The sequence below is a fragment of the Paenibacillus sp. SAFN-117 genome, assembly GCF_051966115.1.
Taxonomy (GTDB): domain Bacteria; phylum Bacillota; class Bacilli; order Paenibacillales; family NBRC-103111; genus Paenibacillus_L; species Paenibacillus_L residui.
This window is the reverse complement of record NZ_JBQCLK010000032.1, coordinates 38,422-52,110: the sequence shown is the minus strand read 5'-3', so window position 1 is coordinate 52,110 and position 13,689 is coordinate 38,422. Positions and strand designations below refer to the sequence as shown.

Genomic DNA, 13,689 nt, shown 5'->3' with positions numbered 1-13,689 from the left:
AAAAAAGGGTGGCACATGTATGGAATTAATATTCGGATTGGAGCCCGAAATGTGGGAAGCTGTGCAAGTGCTGGTTATCGGGTTCATGTTCCTTCTCATTATCGTGCTCTGGATCAAACTGGCCAGGATGAATAAGAAATACAAGAGAATGATGCGCGGGGGCACGGAAAATCTGGAACAGATGCTTATACAAATGCAAGAAAGCTACCGGCAAGCAGCGGCAGCGAATCAGAATTATATGGAATCTGTCCAACACCTAGAGAAGGAAGTTAAAAAATTGAAGGGCCATGTAGAGGTGATCCGGTATAATGCCTTTCCCGATCAGGGGAGTGATATGAGCTTCTCCATCGCCTTTCTGGACGAAGAAAGAGACGGGGTTGTATTAACAGGCATTCATGGCCGAAACGAAAGTTATTTGTATGCGAAACCGATCAAACAAGGCGTGTCCTCCTACAGTTTATCCCCGGAGGAAAAACAAGTTATTGATTTGATAATGGAAAAGGCGGGAAAGCCGCAGAGGCCGTCCTCTGGGAATGATTAAGGGACAGATGAATCGACTTGGCAATCGTATCCGCCAGCATCGTAACCAGATGCAATCGGGTGTTCTGGAGAACAAAATACTCCATGAAGCCTCCGACATTCACGATTCCAGTGATGTGAATATGGCCGACGGGCGGTAAATCCTTGTTGACGCCGGCTCCCGGCTTCAAAGGGCCGGAGCCTACCTTAATGGACCCCACGCTGGAGAGCTGGCCCAGACAAGCATCTATTCCTACGATGAAAGGATCTCTATAGGTTTGTTCGATGGCCGATAAGGTTTCGGCCAGATTTAGGGCATGGACGGGCTCTTCCAGGGTTCCATAAACAGGAAAGTCGACCAGATTGTAAGCGAGCAAGCGGGTGCCCACTAATGGCCCGAGTGCATCGCCGGTAGAACGGTCGGTTCCGATACAGACGAAGATAATCGGTTGGGCAACCGGAACCTCTTGAAAATAGAGGGAGAGCTTGGAAGCGATCATTTGCGCCGATTGAGAGTCGGTATAAGGAACGAGAATGGAACCGCTGGACGAATTCTTGTCCGCATTGAAAGAAAATTTCATGGTTTCCTCCATGTCCGTTATTTTTTGACCACATCGATATCTCCGAAAGGGCATCCATAGAGCTTTTCTACTAGTATACGGCTGGAAAATGCTGTTTATACATGCACCATTCAAAAACAAGAAAATAGAACTAGAATCATTTTATAGGAGATGCGGAGGCATCTATGCGTGAGATTTTGTTGTTGAGGAACAGAGAGACCAGAAAGGAATAAATGGCATGGAATCGTTAATGGTCATTGCTTTTGATTCTACACAGCAAGCTTTAAGGGCGGAGATGCTTCTGGAATATGCCGATATTGAAATAGATATCCGGCCTACGCCCAAGGAAATTACCGCCGGCTGTGCTTTGTCCATTGAATTTGATGCTGCGGAGCTGGAGAGGGTCCAGAACATCATACGGACGGAGCAGGTGGAAATCAGGGGGATTTATTTTCAAAAGAATGGGAAATATGTTACCATCGATATGCCAGAACGGTAACGGACAGGGAGGACAACCAAGTGCTGAGCAATATACTTGTTCAAGAAGCGCTTACAGAGAATACTAATGCAATTCATCATTTTTATTCCCAACTCGTTGAAACGTTCATGAGCCCGAAAACCTGGAATCAAATATTGATCGGTCTCATCAAAATATTACTGATTCTCCTCCTCGGTAAAATCGTCAAGGCAGTCACCAGACGTCTGGTGGACCGACTTGTGAGGGAACGTGAAAAGAATCCGTTAAGATTCAGTCAGCGGCGGGCCAAAACTTTAGGCAAGCTTGTAGGAAATGTCGTTAATTATACGGTTAATTTTATTCTGATATTGATGATTCTCAGTCAGCTTGGACTGCATTTAGGGCCGTTGCTGGCGGGAGCCGGAGTCGTCGGTCTGGCCATCGGTTTCGGAGCACAAAGCTTGGTGAAAGATGTGATCACCGGTTTTTTCATTATATTTGAAGATCAGTTTGCCGTAGGCGACACGGTCCAAATCGGCAGTTATAAAGGTACGGTAGAGGAAATCGGTTTAAGGGTGACGCGTATTGCCAGTTGGACAGGAGAGGTTTATATTATTCCTAACGGCTTAATTACGCAGGTAACGAATTATTCGATGCGGAATTCGCTTTCTGTTGTTGATATTGTTCTTTCCTATCATTCCGATGTCGATAAAGCAATATTCTATCTGAAAGAGGCGTTTGCAGAAATGACCGACAATCAGCTCCTGGTAGCCAGGCCGGAAGTGCTCGGCATGCAGACGATGGGGATGTCGGATTTAACCTTGAGGATTGTTGCCGAGTGCAAGCCTAATCAGGAAGAACAAGTGAAGAGAGAAATATTGGCCCAAGTGAAGAAAACACTGGATCAGCATAAAATCGAAATTGCCATGCCGGCGTAAGTCAAGGAAGGGGGAAACAGGGGAGATGGAGCGTAAGCAGTATCAGCTTGGAGACGTTGTCCAGATGAAAAAGCCGCACCCATGCGGCACTAATGAAATGGAAATCATTCGTATGGGAATGGATATCCGGATCCGCTGCACCGGGTGCAAGCATAGTGTTCTGGTGCCGAGGGCGAAGTTTGAAAGTAAGCTTAAAAAAGTGCTGCGGTCCAATCCGGAATTTTCCGATCCCGGACAACAATTCAGTTGATTTTACCCTGCATCTTATGGTACAATCTTTCTTGTGCTAAACGGAAAGGTACCCAAGAGGTCCAAGGGGGCTGACTCGAAATCAGCTAGGCGTCGCAAGGCGTGCGTGGGTTCGAATCCCACCCTTTCCGCCATTTATCCAACCATGTGATTTATAGATTACAGGTTGTGAGGGTGGGTCGAGCAGGGTCTATACATATTCCGTTAACTAACGCTTTCTTGCGAATTACGCAGGGGGGCGTTTTTTTAAAATATAAGAAAGTATAAGTTTTATTCGTCTTCGAAGAGGCTCCGTTAGGAGCTTTTTTTACCACATAGGATCTTTAAATTCTTTACAGCATTAATACGATGAAAATATAGATTCCTATTGGCATAAAAAGTTTCCTCTAATACCGGGTTATTCATCTTCGAGATGCTCCGTTAAGAGCTTTTTTTATATTTCACCGGTAAACGCGCCCGTCTTAAGGACGGCGATAGCCGTTTATCCATGTGATATAAGAGGGGAGGGCGAGAGAAATCAATCCCTGGCCCGGGCCCTAAACACATACCGGTCGACAATATATCCAAGCAGCGCCCAGGACGCAATGGTCAAGGCGTATGCGAAAAACAGGTTAACATGGGCGATGTCCGTGAAAAAGGGGATGATCCAAAGAGGTATGCTTAAGGAGATCAGAATCATATTCTTCGGATCATAGCCAAGATAATGAATGAAGCAAATGGCTATGGCAATAACGGTAAAGATGATGGTCGCTGTTCTTCTCATGAGGGTTCCCTCTTTAATGTTTTTTTCGTTTCCATTTACGATTATGGTTGGACGGCTCCGGGAATCGCTCCCCTTTCTTCAAGGAGATGATCTTGGGATTGTTGATGCCCATATGGAAGTCGTTCTCGCCAATTTCGATATACTCTCCATCATTAGGAGCTTTGTCGCCGGTGTTGAATTCGGTTTGTTCTCCCATCCTTTTCACCTCCAAGTACTAACTATTATCGTCCGAATGAGGTGAGACCATGTAATTGGGGCGATTCCAATTATAGGGGGCCATACGAGCAAGTGTACGGCACATCTCTTGTAATTGGCGCCCGGATTTGGTATATTTATATGGTGCGAGTTTGAAATGGATTTCTTTCTTGCTCCTTGCTCCCGGCTTAATTCCTTCTGTTAAGAAGGAAGGCATCGCTTAAGGCGAATGCGTGGGGGCCGCTAAGTCCATAAGGAGGTGAATCGACATGCGCAAATATGAAGTAATGTACATTCTTCGTCCCGACATCGAACAAGAAGCGGTTGACGCCGCCATCTCTAAGTTCGAAGGCATCATTAACAATGGTGGAGAGATCACGAAGAGCGAAGTGATGGGTAAACGCCGTCTTGCGTATGAGATCGAAAAGTTCCGCGACGGAATTTACGTACTGGTAAATTTCAACGCTACTCCGGAAGTTGTAGCGGAACTTGACCGTGTAATGAAGATTTCGGATGAAATCATTCGTTACCTGATCGTTAATGACGTTGTAGCGTAATAACATTGCTTTGCTTAACAATTCGTGACAGTTATGCGGAAATGCGGGGGAGGGAACAAGATTGTTAAACCGTGTTATTCTAATCGGAAGGCTGACTCGGGATCCTGAACTGAGATATACCCCTACCGGCGTAGCGGTAACCCAGTTCACACTGGCAGTAGACCGGCCCTTTACTAACCAGAATAATGAACGAGAAGCCGACTTTATTAACATAGTGACTTGGAGGCAGCTCGCCGAAACCTGCGCCAACTACTTGCGCAAAGGAAGACTGACCGCAGTGGAAGGTCGCATTCAGGTAAGAAACTATGATAATAATGAAGGCCGCAGAGTTTATGTGACGGAAGTGGTGGCGGACAATGTCCGTTTTCTGGAATCGGCCAACCGGGATGCCGGGGGACAGAGCTCCGGAATGAGGGAAGAGATGCCCGGGAACAACCGATATAGCAGCCCGCGAGACAATCATGATCCATTCTCGGACGGGAAACCGATTGACATTTCCGACGATGATCTGCCATTCTAATGAGAAAGGACTGAAAACGTAGATGACGACTAAAAAAGAAAACAGCGGCGGCGAAGAGCGGACAGAGCGTCGTTTCTCCAGAGGCCGCGGAGGCCGTAACAAGCGCCGTAAAGTATGCTACTTTACTGTTAACAAAATTCAACACATTGACTATAAAGACATCGAGACGCTGAAGAAGTTCATCAGTGAGCGCGGCAAGATTCTTCCTCGCCGTGTTACCGGAACTTCCGCTAAATATCAACGTATGCTTACGATTGCTATAAAGCGCGCTCGTCAAGTAGCTTTGCTTCCTTACACAACTGAGTAAGAAGCGGCTATTAAAGAAGCAGCAGAGACGTAAATCCGTCCCGGCTGCTTCTTTTGTTAAAATATAAAGAAGTATAAGTTCATCTATTCCTGGCATTTACACAACGTTCTCGACGAGTTTAGTAGACTGTACACCGCCTGCATGGGTCCGCTTGTATAGTTCCTTCATAATGTCCTCGATCTTCGGCTCTCTGACCGTGAGGTTATGAATGGGGAGCAAGTCGCTCAACCGCCTGATCATGGGGGCGATTTCGGCGTCGTCCTCCACTCCGAACCAGAGCTCATTCGGCTCTATCTTATCAGGGACCGGACCTTTCCATCGTTCAGGCGACCATCCGTTGGATTCAACGACTACGTATTTTTTGTCCCCGAAGGCGCGGATCATCTCTAACGAGCTGCCGTCGAACAGAACTTTCCCATGATCGATAAAGATGACCCGGCGGCACAGCTTCTCAATATCGTCCAGGTTATGTGTCGTCAGCAGAATGGTAATCTTCTTCTCACGGTTAATCGTTTGGAGGAAATCTTGAATTCTTTCCTTAGCCAGCAAATCCAGCCCGATTGTCGGCTCGTCCAGGAACAGAACCTGCGGGTCGTGAATCAGAGAAGCGGCTATATCGCCCCTCATTCTTTGCCCGAGACTAAGCTGCCGGACAGGAGTATGCAGGAAGGAACCGAGATCCAGAATATCGCAAAACAAGTCCAGATTTTCCTTGTAGCGCTGCTCGGGGATGTTATAGATTTTGCCAAGCAGGTAAAAAGAGTCTTTAAGCGGGAGATCCCACCACAGCTGAGTCCGCTGTCCGAAGACGACCCCGATATGCTGGGCATGCTCCTTGCGCTGCTTATGGGGCTCTAACCCCATCACTCGCACCGACCCCGATGTCGGAACGAGTACACCGGACAGCATTTTGATGGTGGTCGATTTGCCGGCGCCATTCGGTCCGATATACCCGATAAATTCCCCTTTTTGAATAGTAAAGCTTACTTCATCAACTACACGCTTGCGTTCTCCGCCTTGGGAAAACAACTTCTTGATCAAACGGAATGAGCCCCGGGCTTCTCCATGTACTTTAAATTCCCGGACCAGCTTCTCTACTTCGATAACATTTTTCATTAAGATCCGGCTCCTTTGTAATGATTGATCGCTTTGCGCCAAATCCAACCCGTCAAGAGCAGCATTAACAGGGCCATGACCGGGGTAAGGTAAATAAACAGCGGCGAGAAGGGCACCTGCTCTTTATTTTCAAAAAATAAAAAGGAAGGGTAGAAGTTAATAAAAGCGATCGGAACGATAAAGGTCAGAACAATCTGGATCACCCGGTTGTAGACTGTCAGCGGAAAGCGGGTAAATTGATCGAACAGCATCAGAATAATGCTTTGCAGACCGGAGCCTTGGAGTGTCCAGAAGGCCGTACATCCGATCAGAGTATAGATCGCCCATTCGATGACGACTCCGCTGGCCACGATCAGCAGCAAGGTAAGCAGCTTGGGAACAGTCCATTCGGTAATATGGGAAGCAGAATAGACCAATCCGACGATGGCGGCGATCAAATCGCCGATGCCCGCAATTTGGAACCGGGAGGCGAAGAACTGAAATAGCGGATTCAGCGGCCGAACCAGGTAACGGTCGAAAAATCCGTCCCGGATTAAATAATCGATGTTCCAAATTTGCTGGAAGGAAATGATGAACAAGGAATGCGGAAGCTTCCACAGGCTGAGCAGAAATACCAGTTCATATAGGTTGTAACCGACGATTAGAGGCACCTGCTGGGTAATCACCCACGTGAAGAAAATGGTAGCCAGTCCCATAAGGGTAACGCTGAATACCCCGATAAAAAAGTTGAAGGGGTAGGCCGATCGCGATTTGATATTGGCTGCCTGCAGCAAGCCGTACAGTTTAATATATCTCCACATGGGCATTAACCTCCTGTCGTCAGAAGCATGCGGTGAGCGGTCTTCATTCCCGCATATCCGATGATGAACAGGATGAAAGCCCAGGCAGCCTGGAACAGCAAATCGGGTACGATCTGGTGGACCGGCGTCCGCCCGATGAAGAGGGAGAGCGGAATGCTGTAGATGCCTTGAAACGGCAGCCAGCGAAGCACCTGCGCGAGCAGGTCCGGAAAGAACCATAGAGGAACGAAGGAACCCGAGCACAGCTGAATAACCGTATCCTTAATAAAATCGAAACCCCAGATTTCCGTAAAAATAAAGGCGAACAGGCCGACGATAAAATCAATGGCATACGCCAGGAGAAAAGCGAGAATAACACTCGGTACAAAGGCGACCGCATGCCATCCGCCGGGCCATTCAACAGGATAGAAGACGAAGATGGCCAGAGCCAAGGGAATAACGACGAAGCATAGGGAAAAAAGAAACAGCCCGGCCGCTTTGGATAAATGCATCCACTGAAAGCTCCAGGGCTTCTGCAGATCAAACACAATATTTCCCGTCCGCACCCGATCGGACACTTCCCATACTGTTCCGAAGGAGAGAAGCCTTCCCATAATAACGGAAATCATCGCGTAGGAAGCCATAGAGCGGGCGGATACTCCGGTGGACTGTTCCAGTCCGTCCCCTTCTCCGTAAATGACCAGCCAAATTTCCCGAAGCGCAATAACCATTAGGACGGATCCTATAACGCGGAACAAGACATCCATTTTGTAAACGCGGGTATTCTTGAAGGTAGTGAGTGCATACCAAGCATATTTGCTCATGAAATCTAAATTCCCCCAAATAAAGGAATATAAAGATAAAAAGATAGCTCTAATTCTATCAGGCTTGAAAAGGTTGTCAATGGATTAAATCGTTATAATCGAAACGGTTTCACGGAGATGTTTTGGAGTGCGGGAAAATAAATGTTGAAATCAAACTAACCAGTGGTTATAATGTAACCAATGGTTAGTTTGATTTCGGTCATTTTCACCGTCAGAGTATGTAAAACTCAACCTTCATAGGGGCGAAGATGGATATGACAAAGCAGAAAAGAAGGGGAGTCTATCATGTCGAATCGGCAGAGTAAAAGATCAGAAGAGACCAAACAAGCCATACTGGAAGCAGCGGGGAGCCTCTTCGCAGCCAAGGGCTTCGAATCGGTAACAATGCGGGAAATCGCCAAGGAAGCGGGATGCTCGCATACGACCATTTATTTATATTTTCAGGACAAGGAAGCTTTGCTTCATCATTTGGTGCTTCCTCCCTTGCAAAATTTGGAGGAGGAATTCAAGCTTCTGCAGCAGGAAGGGCATAAGGAGCCCCTGCGTACTCTTACTCAGCTTGGAGAGAAGTTTATATTATTCTGTTTGCGCCGGCGGAACATGGTTAATGTGTTGTTTATGCTGAAGGCAGAGAGGGTGGATGAGCCGGAACCGGGGCTTATGATCAACCGGATCCGCAATGAATTGTTTGCCGACCTGAAGCAGGGGATAGCGTGGAATTTTCCCGATGCTTCTGCCGAGGAACTGCTGTCCTATGCGCGTATCTACTATTATATGCTGCAAGGAATCGTGTCTACTTATATGTACAATGAAGAGCCGCTGGCTCAACTGCTTTCGAGAGTTATGCCCCTGGTAACGCAGGGCACCGAAATATTCGTGGCGGGTATTCAAGCGAAACGGGGAGGAAACCAATAACATGAAGATCACGCAAATTTCTCCAAATATTTGGAAGCTTGGAATATGGATGATTATTCCGGTCAATGTATGGTTGGTCCGTAGCGAAGATGGCCTCATTCTGATCGATGGCGGAATTCCGAAGATGGCGACAGGGATCTTGAAGCAAATTAAGGAGCTGAACTTGCCTTTAAAGAAGATTTTGTTGACGCACGGGCATTCCGATCATGTCGGTTCGGTTAAAGAAGTCGTTCGCCATACCTCGGCTCCGGTGTACATTCATAGAGAGGAGCTGCAATATGCGGAAGGGGATATGCCTTATCCCGGCCGGAAGAAGGCTCAGACAACTATTGATAAAGGGATGGCTTCCCCATTGCTCCAGGAATCCGAAGGAAGGCTGCAGCCGTTGGAAGGTCTCCTTCCCTTGTGGACACCGGGGCACTCCCCAGGGCATGTCGCTTATTATCATAAGGAAGATGGGGTTCTGATCGGCGGCGATTTGTTCACCACTCGGAGGGGCAGGCTAGCCCGGCCGATCCCCATGTTCACGGCGGACATGCAAACGGCGGTCCGCAGCGGAGCGGTTATTGAAGAGATGAAGCCAAAGCTGCTGACCGTCTGTCACGGGGAGGATATCAAAGAGCCTTATTCGCAATGGGAAGGATACCGGACGCGCTGGTCCTGACTTCTATATTTTTAGCAATTCCTCTTATATCGTGATAAAGTCCTTTATAAAGTTGTCTATAACTATAGAAGCGATTAAGGAAGCGAGGGGGTGGGAGCAAGATGGGAAGAATCAGTTGGATGGTGGTTTCTGCCCTAACACTTGCTGTCATAATTACCGGAAGCGTTCTGTATGCTAATAATGTGCCTTCTGTGGATGAAATGTTTGTCGACATCGACCATCAAGTGAAAGAGGCACCCGATAGGATTATCGCCCAGGGGCCTGATTTTGAAATCTATTCCAAAGACTTTGCCCTATTCAAAGCAAATCTTGCGTTTAGTGAAAAAATGAATAACGTAACCATTGATATGACCGATAAAGACATCATTCACGAAATGATCAAGGAAGCGCTGGTTGTCAACTTGGCGCGGGAAGAGGGGCTTTTCGTAAGCAAACAGGAAATAACGGATTACATTACCCATTTGAGAGAGCTTCTGGACGATCCTGAACATGATCCTGCAATGAAACAAATAAGAGATAATTTGGTCAAAATGTCGGGATTATCAGAGGATGGATACTGGGAAAGTGAAGAATTGACCCAAAAATATGAAAAAGCATTGTTAATCCAAAAATTCGTGAGAAAACTCGCGGAAGAAGGGCAAATCAGAGGAGTCGAAGATTTTGCAAACTTTAAGGATAAACTGCTTCAGAAGGTTAAAACGGGAATCATCTACAATGTGTAACGGTCAGCCCAATTCACCGGATTCTTGCAGGCAAAAAACCTCAAAACTACAATCCTTGTGGTTTATGGAGGTTTTTTCTCATGTAATAACGAAAACGAAAAAGGTGCTTCTTGATACCTAATCTTAGAAGCAGAAAATGGGAATAATACGGATACGAGTCTGGATCACGGAAGGATAAAGGGACTATAAACCTGGGCGGTTTATGGTATAATCAAGCGTAAAGCCGCTTTATGAAGGAGTTGTATACTGTCCGGTGAACCGTACGAAAAGAAGCAAATGGCTGCCCGTCATATGGATGGTCATCTACCTAATCGTTCTATTTTCCATAGTGACGCCGCTTAATTTCATCACGATCAATCTCATTATGATTCCGGTGCTGGCTCTCTATATGTACTTGGATGTCAAACGTTTTGCACTGGCGTATGCGGTCAGTCTCGGCATTTTTTATTTACTCACCGGTGGCTTGGGCTTGGTCATCCTCTTTATCTCCTTGTTCTTTCTACCTCCTGTTATTCTGATGGGGCATTTCTATAAGAAGAAGGCTCTGGCCAGGACCGCAATCCTTGCCGGAACGTTAACCTTGATGGGGGAGCTGCTGCTGGGCCTGGTGATCGGTCGGCTGTTCGGCTTTGACCCGGTCGCCCAATTCGGAGCCACTATAAGAGATTATTTGGGGGCTTTGCCAAGCAACGTTACGCAGCAGTTGAACATGGATCTGGTCGATTCGATGATTCGTTACATCACCCAGATGATTCCGTTCTTTATCGTTGCTTTTTCGGTCTTTTATGTCATTGTTACGCATGGGCTTGGAAGATGGTTCATCAACAGAGGCGGCAGGGAAGACCTTGTTCCGGCTCTTCCGCCAGTACGGACGTGGAAGCTGCCGAAATCGCTGGTCTGGTATTTTCTCATCGTCATGATTCTTGATTTTACGATTCCGGCCAATCCGGATTCCTTCCTGGTCATGATCGTTATCAATTTGTTCCCGTTGTTGAACTTGGCTTTTGTCGTTCAAGCGATCTCGTTTCTTCTCTACTTCGTCCATGTCAAGAAAAAGGGCAAGGCTTGGCCGGCCCTTGCTATCGTGCTTATGATTGTCGTTCCGACCACCCAGTATATATTCAGTCTGTTGGGTTTGTTTGACGTCATGTTTCCCCTCAGGGAAAAGCTTGCCGACAAATCATAAGGAAGAAAGAGGAGCGAAATCACATGCCGAGGTTTTTAATCAAACGATGGCACGGGCTGCATATGGTGTGGACGTTCATCCTGGTTCTTATTCTCATTGTCGTGCTGTCGTTTTATCAATGGGTGGCAGGCCTGATCGCCCTTGTTCCTTTTGCCGTGCTGGTGTGGTATTCCTGGAAGGCGGAGAAGGCTTTCCGCAAGGACCTGTATGTATATCTGGCTACCTTGACCCATCGGATCAAGAAGGCGGGCAAGGAAGTAACCAACGACTTGCCGATCGGCATTATTCTGTACAATGAAGAGCAGAAGATCGAGTGGCACAATCCGTTCGTGTCCACCATGCTGGAGGAGGAGTCGGTGATCGGCGAATCGCTGACCGAACGGTTCCCGATGCTCAAGGATAAGGAAGGCAAGTTCGAGGTAGAGATTGGTTCGTCTACTTATAAGGTCACGATGAACCACGACGACAGGATGATCTACCTGGAAGATGTAACGAATCAGCTGGAATTGGAGCAGAAGTATCAGGAAGAGAAAATTGCCATCGGAATTATTATGCTCGATAATCTGGAGGAAGCGACGCAGGGGATGGACGATCAGACCCGCAGCATCATCCTGGCGAAGATTACCGGAGAGATTAACGAGTGGTCCAACCGCAACGGTCTGTACCTGCGCAGAACCTCCTCCGACCGGTTCTTGGTCATCATGAATCAGAAGTCGCTTCAGATGCTGGAGCAGGAGCGGTTCGATATTCTTGACGAGGTTCGTGATCTAAGTGCGGACAACAAAGTTCCGTTCACTCTGAGCATTGGTGTAGCATCGGGTGCCGAGAGTCTTATTGAGCTTGGCAATTGGGCCCAGGCGAGTTTGGATATGGCGCTCGGGCGGGGCGGCGATCAGGTCGCTGTGAAGAGCGGGCAGCGGCTGTCGTTCTATGGCGGCCGAAGCAATGCCGTAGAGAAGCGCACCCGGGTCCGGGCGAGAGTTATCTCCCATGCGTTAAGAGACCTGATTAAAGATAGCGACAAGGTTCTCATTATGGGTCACAAGAATCCGGATATGGATGCGATAGGGGCGGCTATAGGCGTTCTTAAAGCCGTGCAGCTCAGCCAGAAGGAAGGATATATCGTGCTGGAAGGCATCAATCCGTCGATTGAACGGCTGATGGAGGCTCTTCAGGAGCACGAGAAAATCGCCAGGTGGTTTATCACGCCGGATCAGGCGCTGGAGATGACCACCCTGCGTACATTGGCGGTGGTCGTGGATACCCACCGGTTCTCTATGGTGGCGGAGCCGAAGCTGCTGTCTATGGCGCCGAGAACGGTCGTTGTCGATCATCACCGGCGCGGGGAAGATTTTATTGGCGATGCCGTCCTCGTATATATGGAGCCTTACGCTTCGTCCACCTGCGAGTTGGTTACGGAGCTGCTGCAGTATATCCATGAGAGAGTGACCATTAGCCCGATTGAAGCGACGGCCCTGCTGGCGGGAATTACCGTCGATACGAAAAGCTTCAGCATGAGAACCGGCGCCAGAACGTTCGAGGCTGCTTCATTCCTCAGAAGAAACGGGGCCGATTCGGCCATGATCCAGCGGCTTCTCAAGGAAGACCTGGGAGCGTATATTCAGAAGGCGGAAATTATCAAGCATGCTGAAATTTTATACGATCACGTAGCTCTGGCCGTAGCCGAAAGCGGACGTCCCTATTCACAATTGCTTATAGCACAGGTGGCCGATACTTTAATTACCATGACCGATATCAGAGCCTCCTTCGTCATCTCCGAGAGGCCGGACGGCCTGATCGGGATCAGCGCCCGTTCACTCGGACAGATGAATGTCCAGGTCGTGATGGAGCGGCTTGGCGGCGGCGGGCATTTAACCAACGCGGCCGTACAGCTGGAAGGAACGCTGGAGGAAGCGACCGCAAAGCTTAAGAAGGTACTAAGTGAAATTGAAGCGGAAGAGGGGTTATTCGAATGAAAGTGATTTTCCTGAAGGATGTCAAAGGGCAGGGGAAGAAAGGCCAGATTAAGGAAGTATCCGAAGGATACGCCAATAATTTTCTGATCAAACAAGGATTGGCCGCTCCGGCGACGTCTTCGAATATGAAGGTTCTGGAACAGCAGAAGCAATCCGAGCAGAAGAAGAAAGACGAGGAGAAGGCACAAGCTGAGCAGCTGGCTGCCCGTCTCAACGAAATGACGCTGCAGATGAAAGGGAAATCGGGAGAAGGCGGACGTCTGTTCGGATCGATTACGACGAAGCAGATTGCCGAGGAACTGGAGAAGCTAAACATCGTTATCGACAAGAGAAAAATGTCTCTGGACGATCCGATTCGCTCCTTGGGCGTCACCCAAGTGCCTATCAAGCTGTACCCCGGGGTATCGGCTACTTTAAAGGTACAAGTAACGGAGGAATAATG

The 13,689-nt window shown here is 48.0% G+C and carries 19 protein-coding genes and 1 tRNA gene; 14 read left to right on the top strand and 6 right to left on the bottom strand.

Features of this window, described 5'->3' with window-relative positions:
- The first annotated feature begins 19 nt into the window (after nt 1-19).
- Nucleotides 20-541, top strand: coding sequence for a DUF4446 family protein (locus ACTHRH_RS19400; RefSeq protein WP_440417158.1), 522 nt, complete (start codon nt 20-22; stop codon nt 539-541).
- On the opposite strand, the gene yyaC is transcribed toward ACTHRH_RS19400, so the two are convergent.
- On the bottom strand, nt 480-1,100 hold the full coding sequence (yyaC, locus tag ACTHRH_RS19395) for a spore protease YyaC (RefSeq protein ID WP_144937088.1): 621 nt from the start codon (nt 1,098-1,100) through the stop codon (nt 480-482). The two genes, ACTHRH_RS19400 and yyaC, sit on opposite strands and share 62 nt — an antisense overlap.
- 217 nt (nt 1,101-1,317) lie before the next feature.
- Here yyaC and ACTHRH_RS19390 point away from each other — a divergent pair, with 217 nt between their 5' ends.
- The 4 genes from ACTHRH_RS19390 to ACTHRH_RS19375 all read left to right on the top strand — a co-directional run bounded on the left by ACTHRH_RS19390 (nt 1,318) and on the right by ACTHRH_RS19375 (nt 2,857).
- Entirely contained in the window at nt 1,318-1,578 is a 261-nt protein-coding gene (locus ACTHRH_RS19390) for a DUF3343 domain-containing protein (protein ID WP_144937085.1), read from the top strand.
- Between the two features lie 20 nt (nt 1,579-1,598).
- Nucleotides 1,599-2,474, top strand: a complete 876-nt coding sequence (locus ACTHRH_RS19385) for a mechanosensitive ion channel family protein (protein WP_225312794.1) — start codon at nt 1,599-1,601, stop codon at nt 2,472-2,474.
- 25 nt (nt 2,475-2,499) lie between these two features.
- Entirely contained in the window at nt 2,500-2,724 is a 225-nt protein-coding gene (locus tag ACTHRH_RS19380) for a DUF951 domain-containing protein (protein WP_144937083.1), read from the top strand.
- Between the two features lie 42 nt (nt 2,725-2,766).
- A tRNA-Ser gene (locus tag ACTHRH_RS19375) sits at nt 2,767-2,857 on the top strand.
- 383 nt (nt 2,858-3,240) lie between these two features.
- Here ACTHRH_RS19375 and ACTHRH_RS19370 read toward each other — a convergent pair.
- Nucleotides 3,241-3,486 (bottom strand): hypothetical protein, encoded by a 246-nt coding sequence (locus tag ACTHRH_RS19370; protein ID WP_440417155.1) that lies wholly within the window; start codon nt 3,484-3,486, stop codon nt 3,241-3,243.
- 13 nt (nt 3,487-3,499) lie between these two features.
- Nucleotides 3,500-3,682, bottom strand: coding sequence for a YjzC family protein (locus tag ACTHRH_RS19365; RefSeq protein ID WP_144937078.1), 183 nt, complete (start codon nt 3,680-3,682; stop codon nt 3,500-3,502).
- A 268-nt stretch (nt 3,683-3,950) separates the two neighbouring features.
- Here ACTHRH_RS19365 and rpsF point away from each other — a divergent pair, with 268 nt between their 5' ends.
- From rpsF to rpsR, 3 genes are all read left to right on the top strand, one after another.
- Nucleotides 3,951-4,238, top strand: a complete 288-nt coding sequence (rpsF, locus tag ACTHRH_RS19360) for a 30S ribosomal protein S6 (RefSeq protein ID WP_144937075.1) — start codon at nt 3,951-3,953, stop codon at nt 4,236-4,238.
- 61 nt (nt 4,239-4,299) lie between these two features.
- Nucleotides 4,300-4,758 (top strand): single-stranded DNA-binding protein, encoded by a 459-nt coding sequence (gene ssb / locus ACTHRH_RS19355; RefSeq protein WP_144937072.1) that lies wholly within the window; start codon nt 4,300-4,302, stop codon nt 4,756-4,758.
- Between the two features lie 22 nt (nt 4,759-4,780).
- Nucleotides 4,781-5,065 carry a 30S ribosomal protein S18 gene (gene rpsR, locus ACTHRH_RS19350; RefSeq protein WP_144937069.1) on the top strand — a complete coding sequence of 95 codons (285 nt, stop codon included), beginning with the start codon at nt 4,781-4,783 and terminating at the stop codon, nt 5,063-5,065.
- A 96-nt stretch (nt 5,066-5,161) separates the two neighbouring features.
- Here rpsR and ACTHRH_RS19345 read toward each other — a convergent pair whose 3' ends face one another.
- The 3 genes from ACTHRH_RS19345 to ACTHRH_RS19335 are packed head-to-tail and all read right to left on the bottom strand — an operon-like array spanning nt 5,162 to nt 7,784.
- Nucleotides 5,162-6,181, bottom strand: coding sequence for an ABC transporter ATP-binding protein (locus tag ACTHRH_RS19345; RefSeq protein ID WP_379290996.1), 1,020 nt, complete (start codon nt 6,179-6,181; stop codon nt 5,162-5,164).
- Nucleotides 6,181-6,981: an ABC transporter permease gene (locus tag ACTHRH_RS19340; RefSeq protein ID WP_379290994.1), complete on the bottom strand. Its 801-nt coding sequence runs from the start codon at nt 6,979-6,981 to the stop codon at nt 6,181-6,183. The genes ACTHRH_RS19345 and ACTHRH_RS19340 overlap by 1 nt, the downstream gene beginning before the upstream one ends.
- A 5-nt stretch (nt 6,982-6,986) precedes the next feature.
- On the bottom strand, nt 6,987-7,784 hold the full coding sequence (locus tag ACTHRH_RS19335) for an ABC transporter permease (RefSeq protein WP_144937059.1): 798 nt from the start codon (nt 7,782-7,784) through the stop codon (nt 6,987-6,989).
- 285 nt (nt 7,785-8,069) lie between these two features.
- Between ACTHRH_RS19335 and ACTHRH_RS19330 the strand changes: the two genes are divergently transcribed.
- From ACTHRH_RS19330 to rplI, 6 genes are all read left to right on the top strand, one after another.
- Nucleotides 8,070-8,699, top strand: a complete 630-nt coding sequence (locus tag ACTHRH_RS19330) for a TetR/AcrR family transcriptional regulator (RefSeq protein ID WP_144937056.1) — start codon at nt 8,070-8,072, stop codon at nt 8,697-8,699.
- Nucleotide 8,700: 1 nt separating this feature from the next.
- The gene (locus tag ACTHRH_RS19325) at nt 8,701-9,363 is read left to right on the top strand and encodes an MBL fold metallo-hydrolase (RefSeq protein ID WP_440417150.1); all 663 of its coding nucleotides are present in this window, start codon (nt 8,701-8,703) and stop codon (nt 9,361-9,363) included.
- Nucleotides 9,364-9,464: 101 nt separating this feature from the next.
- Nucleotides 9,465-10,085, top strand: coding sequence for a hypothetical protein (locus ACTHRH_RS19320; protein ID WP_440417148.1), 621 nt, complete (start codon nt 9,465-9,467; stop codon nt 10,083-10,085).
- A gap of 253 nt (nt 10,086-10,338) precedes the next feature.
- Nucleotides 10,339-11,271, top strand: a complete 933-nt coding sequence (locus ACTHRH_RS19315; protein ID WP_440417146.1) for a DUF2232 domain-containing protein — start codon at nt 10,339-10,341, stop codon at nt 11,269-11,271.
- Between the two features lie 23 nt (nt 11,272-11,294).
- Entirely contained in the window at nt 11,295-13,247 is a 1,953-nt protein-coding gene (locus ACTHRH_RS19310; protein WP_440417144.1) for a DHH family phosphoesterase, read from the top strand.
- Nucleotides 13,244-13,687, top strand: coding sequence for a 50S ribosomal protein L9 (rplI, locus tag ACTHRH_RS19305; RefSeq protein ID WP_144937041.1), 444 nt, complete (start codon nt 13,244-13,246; stop codon nt 13,685-13,687). Before ACTHRH_RS19310 ends, rplI begins: the two co-directional genes overlap by 4 nt.
- Nucleotides 13,688-13,689: the final 2 nt, after the last annotated feature.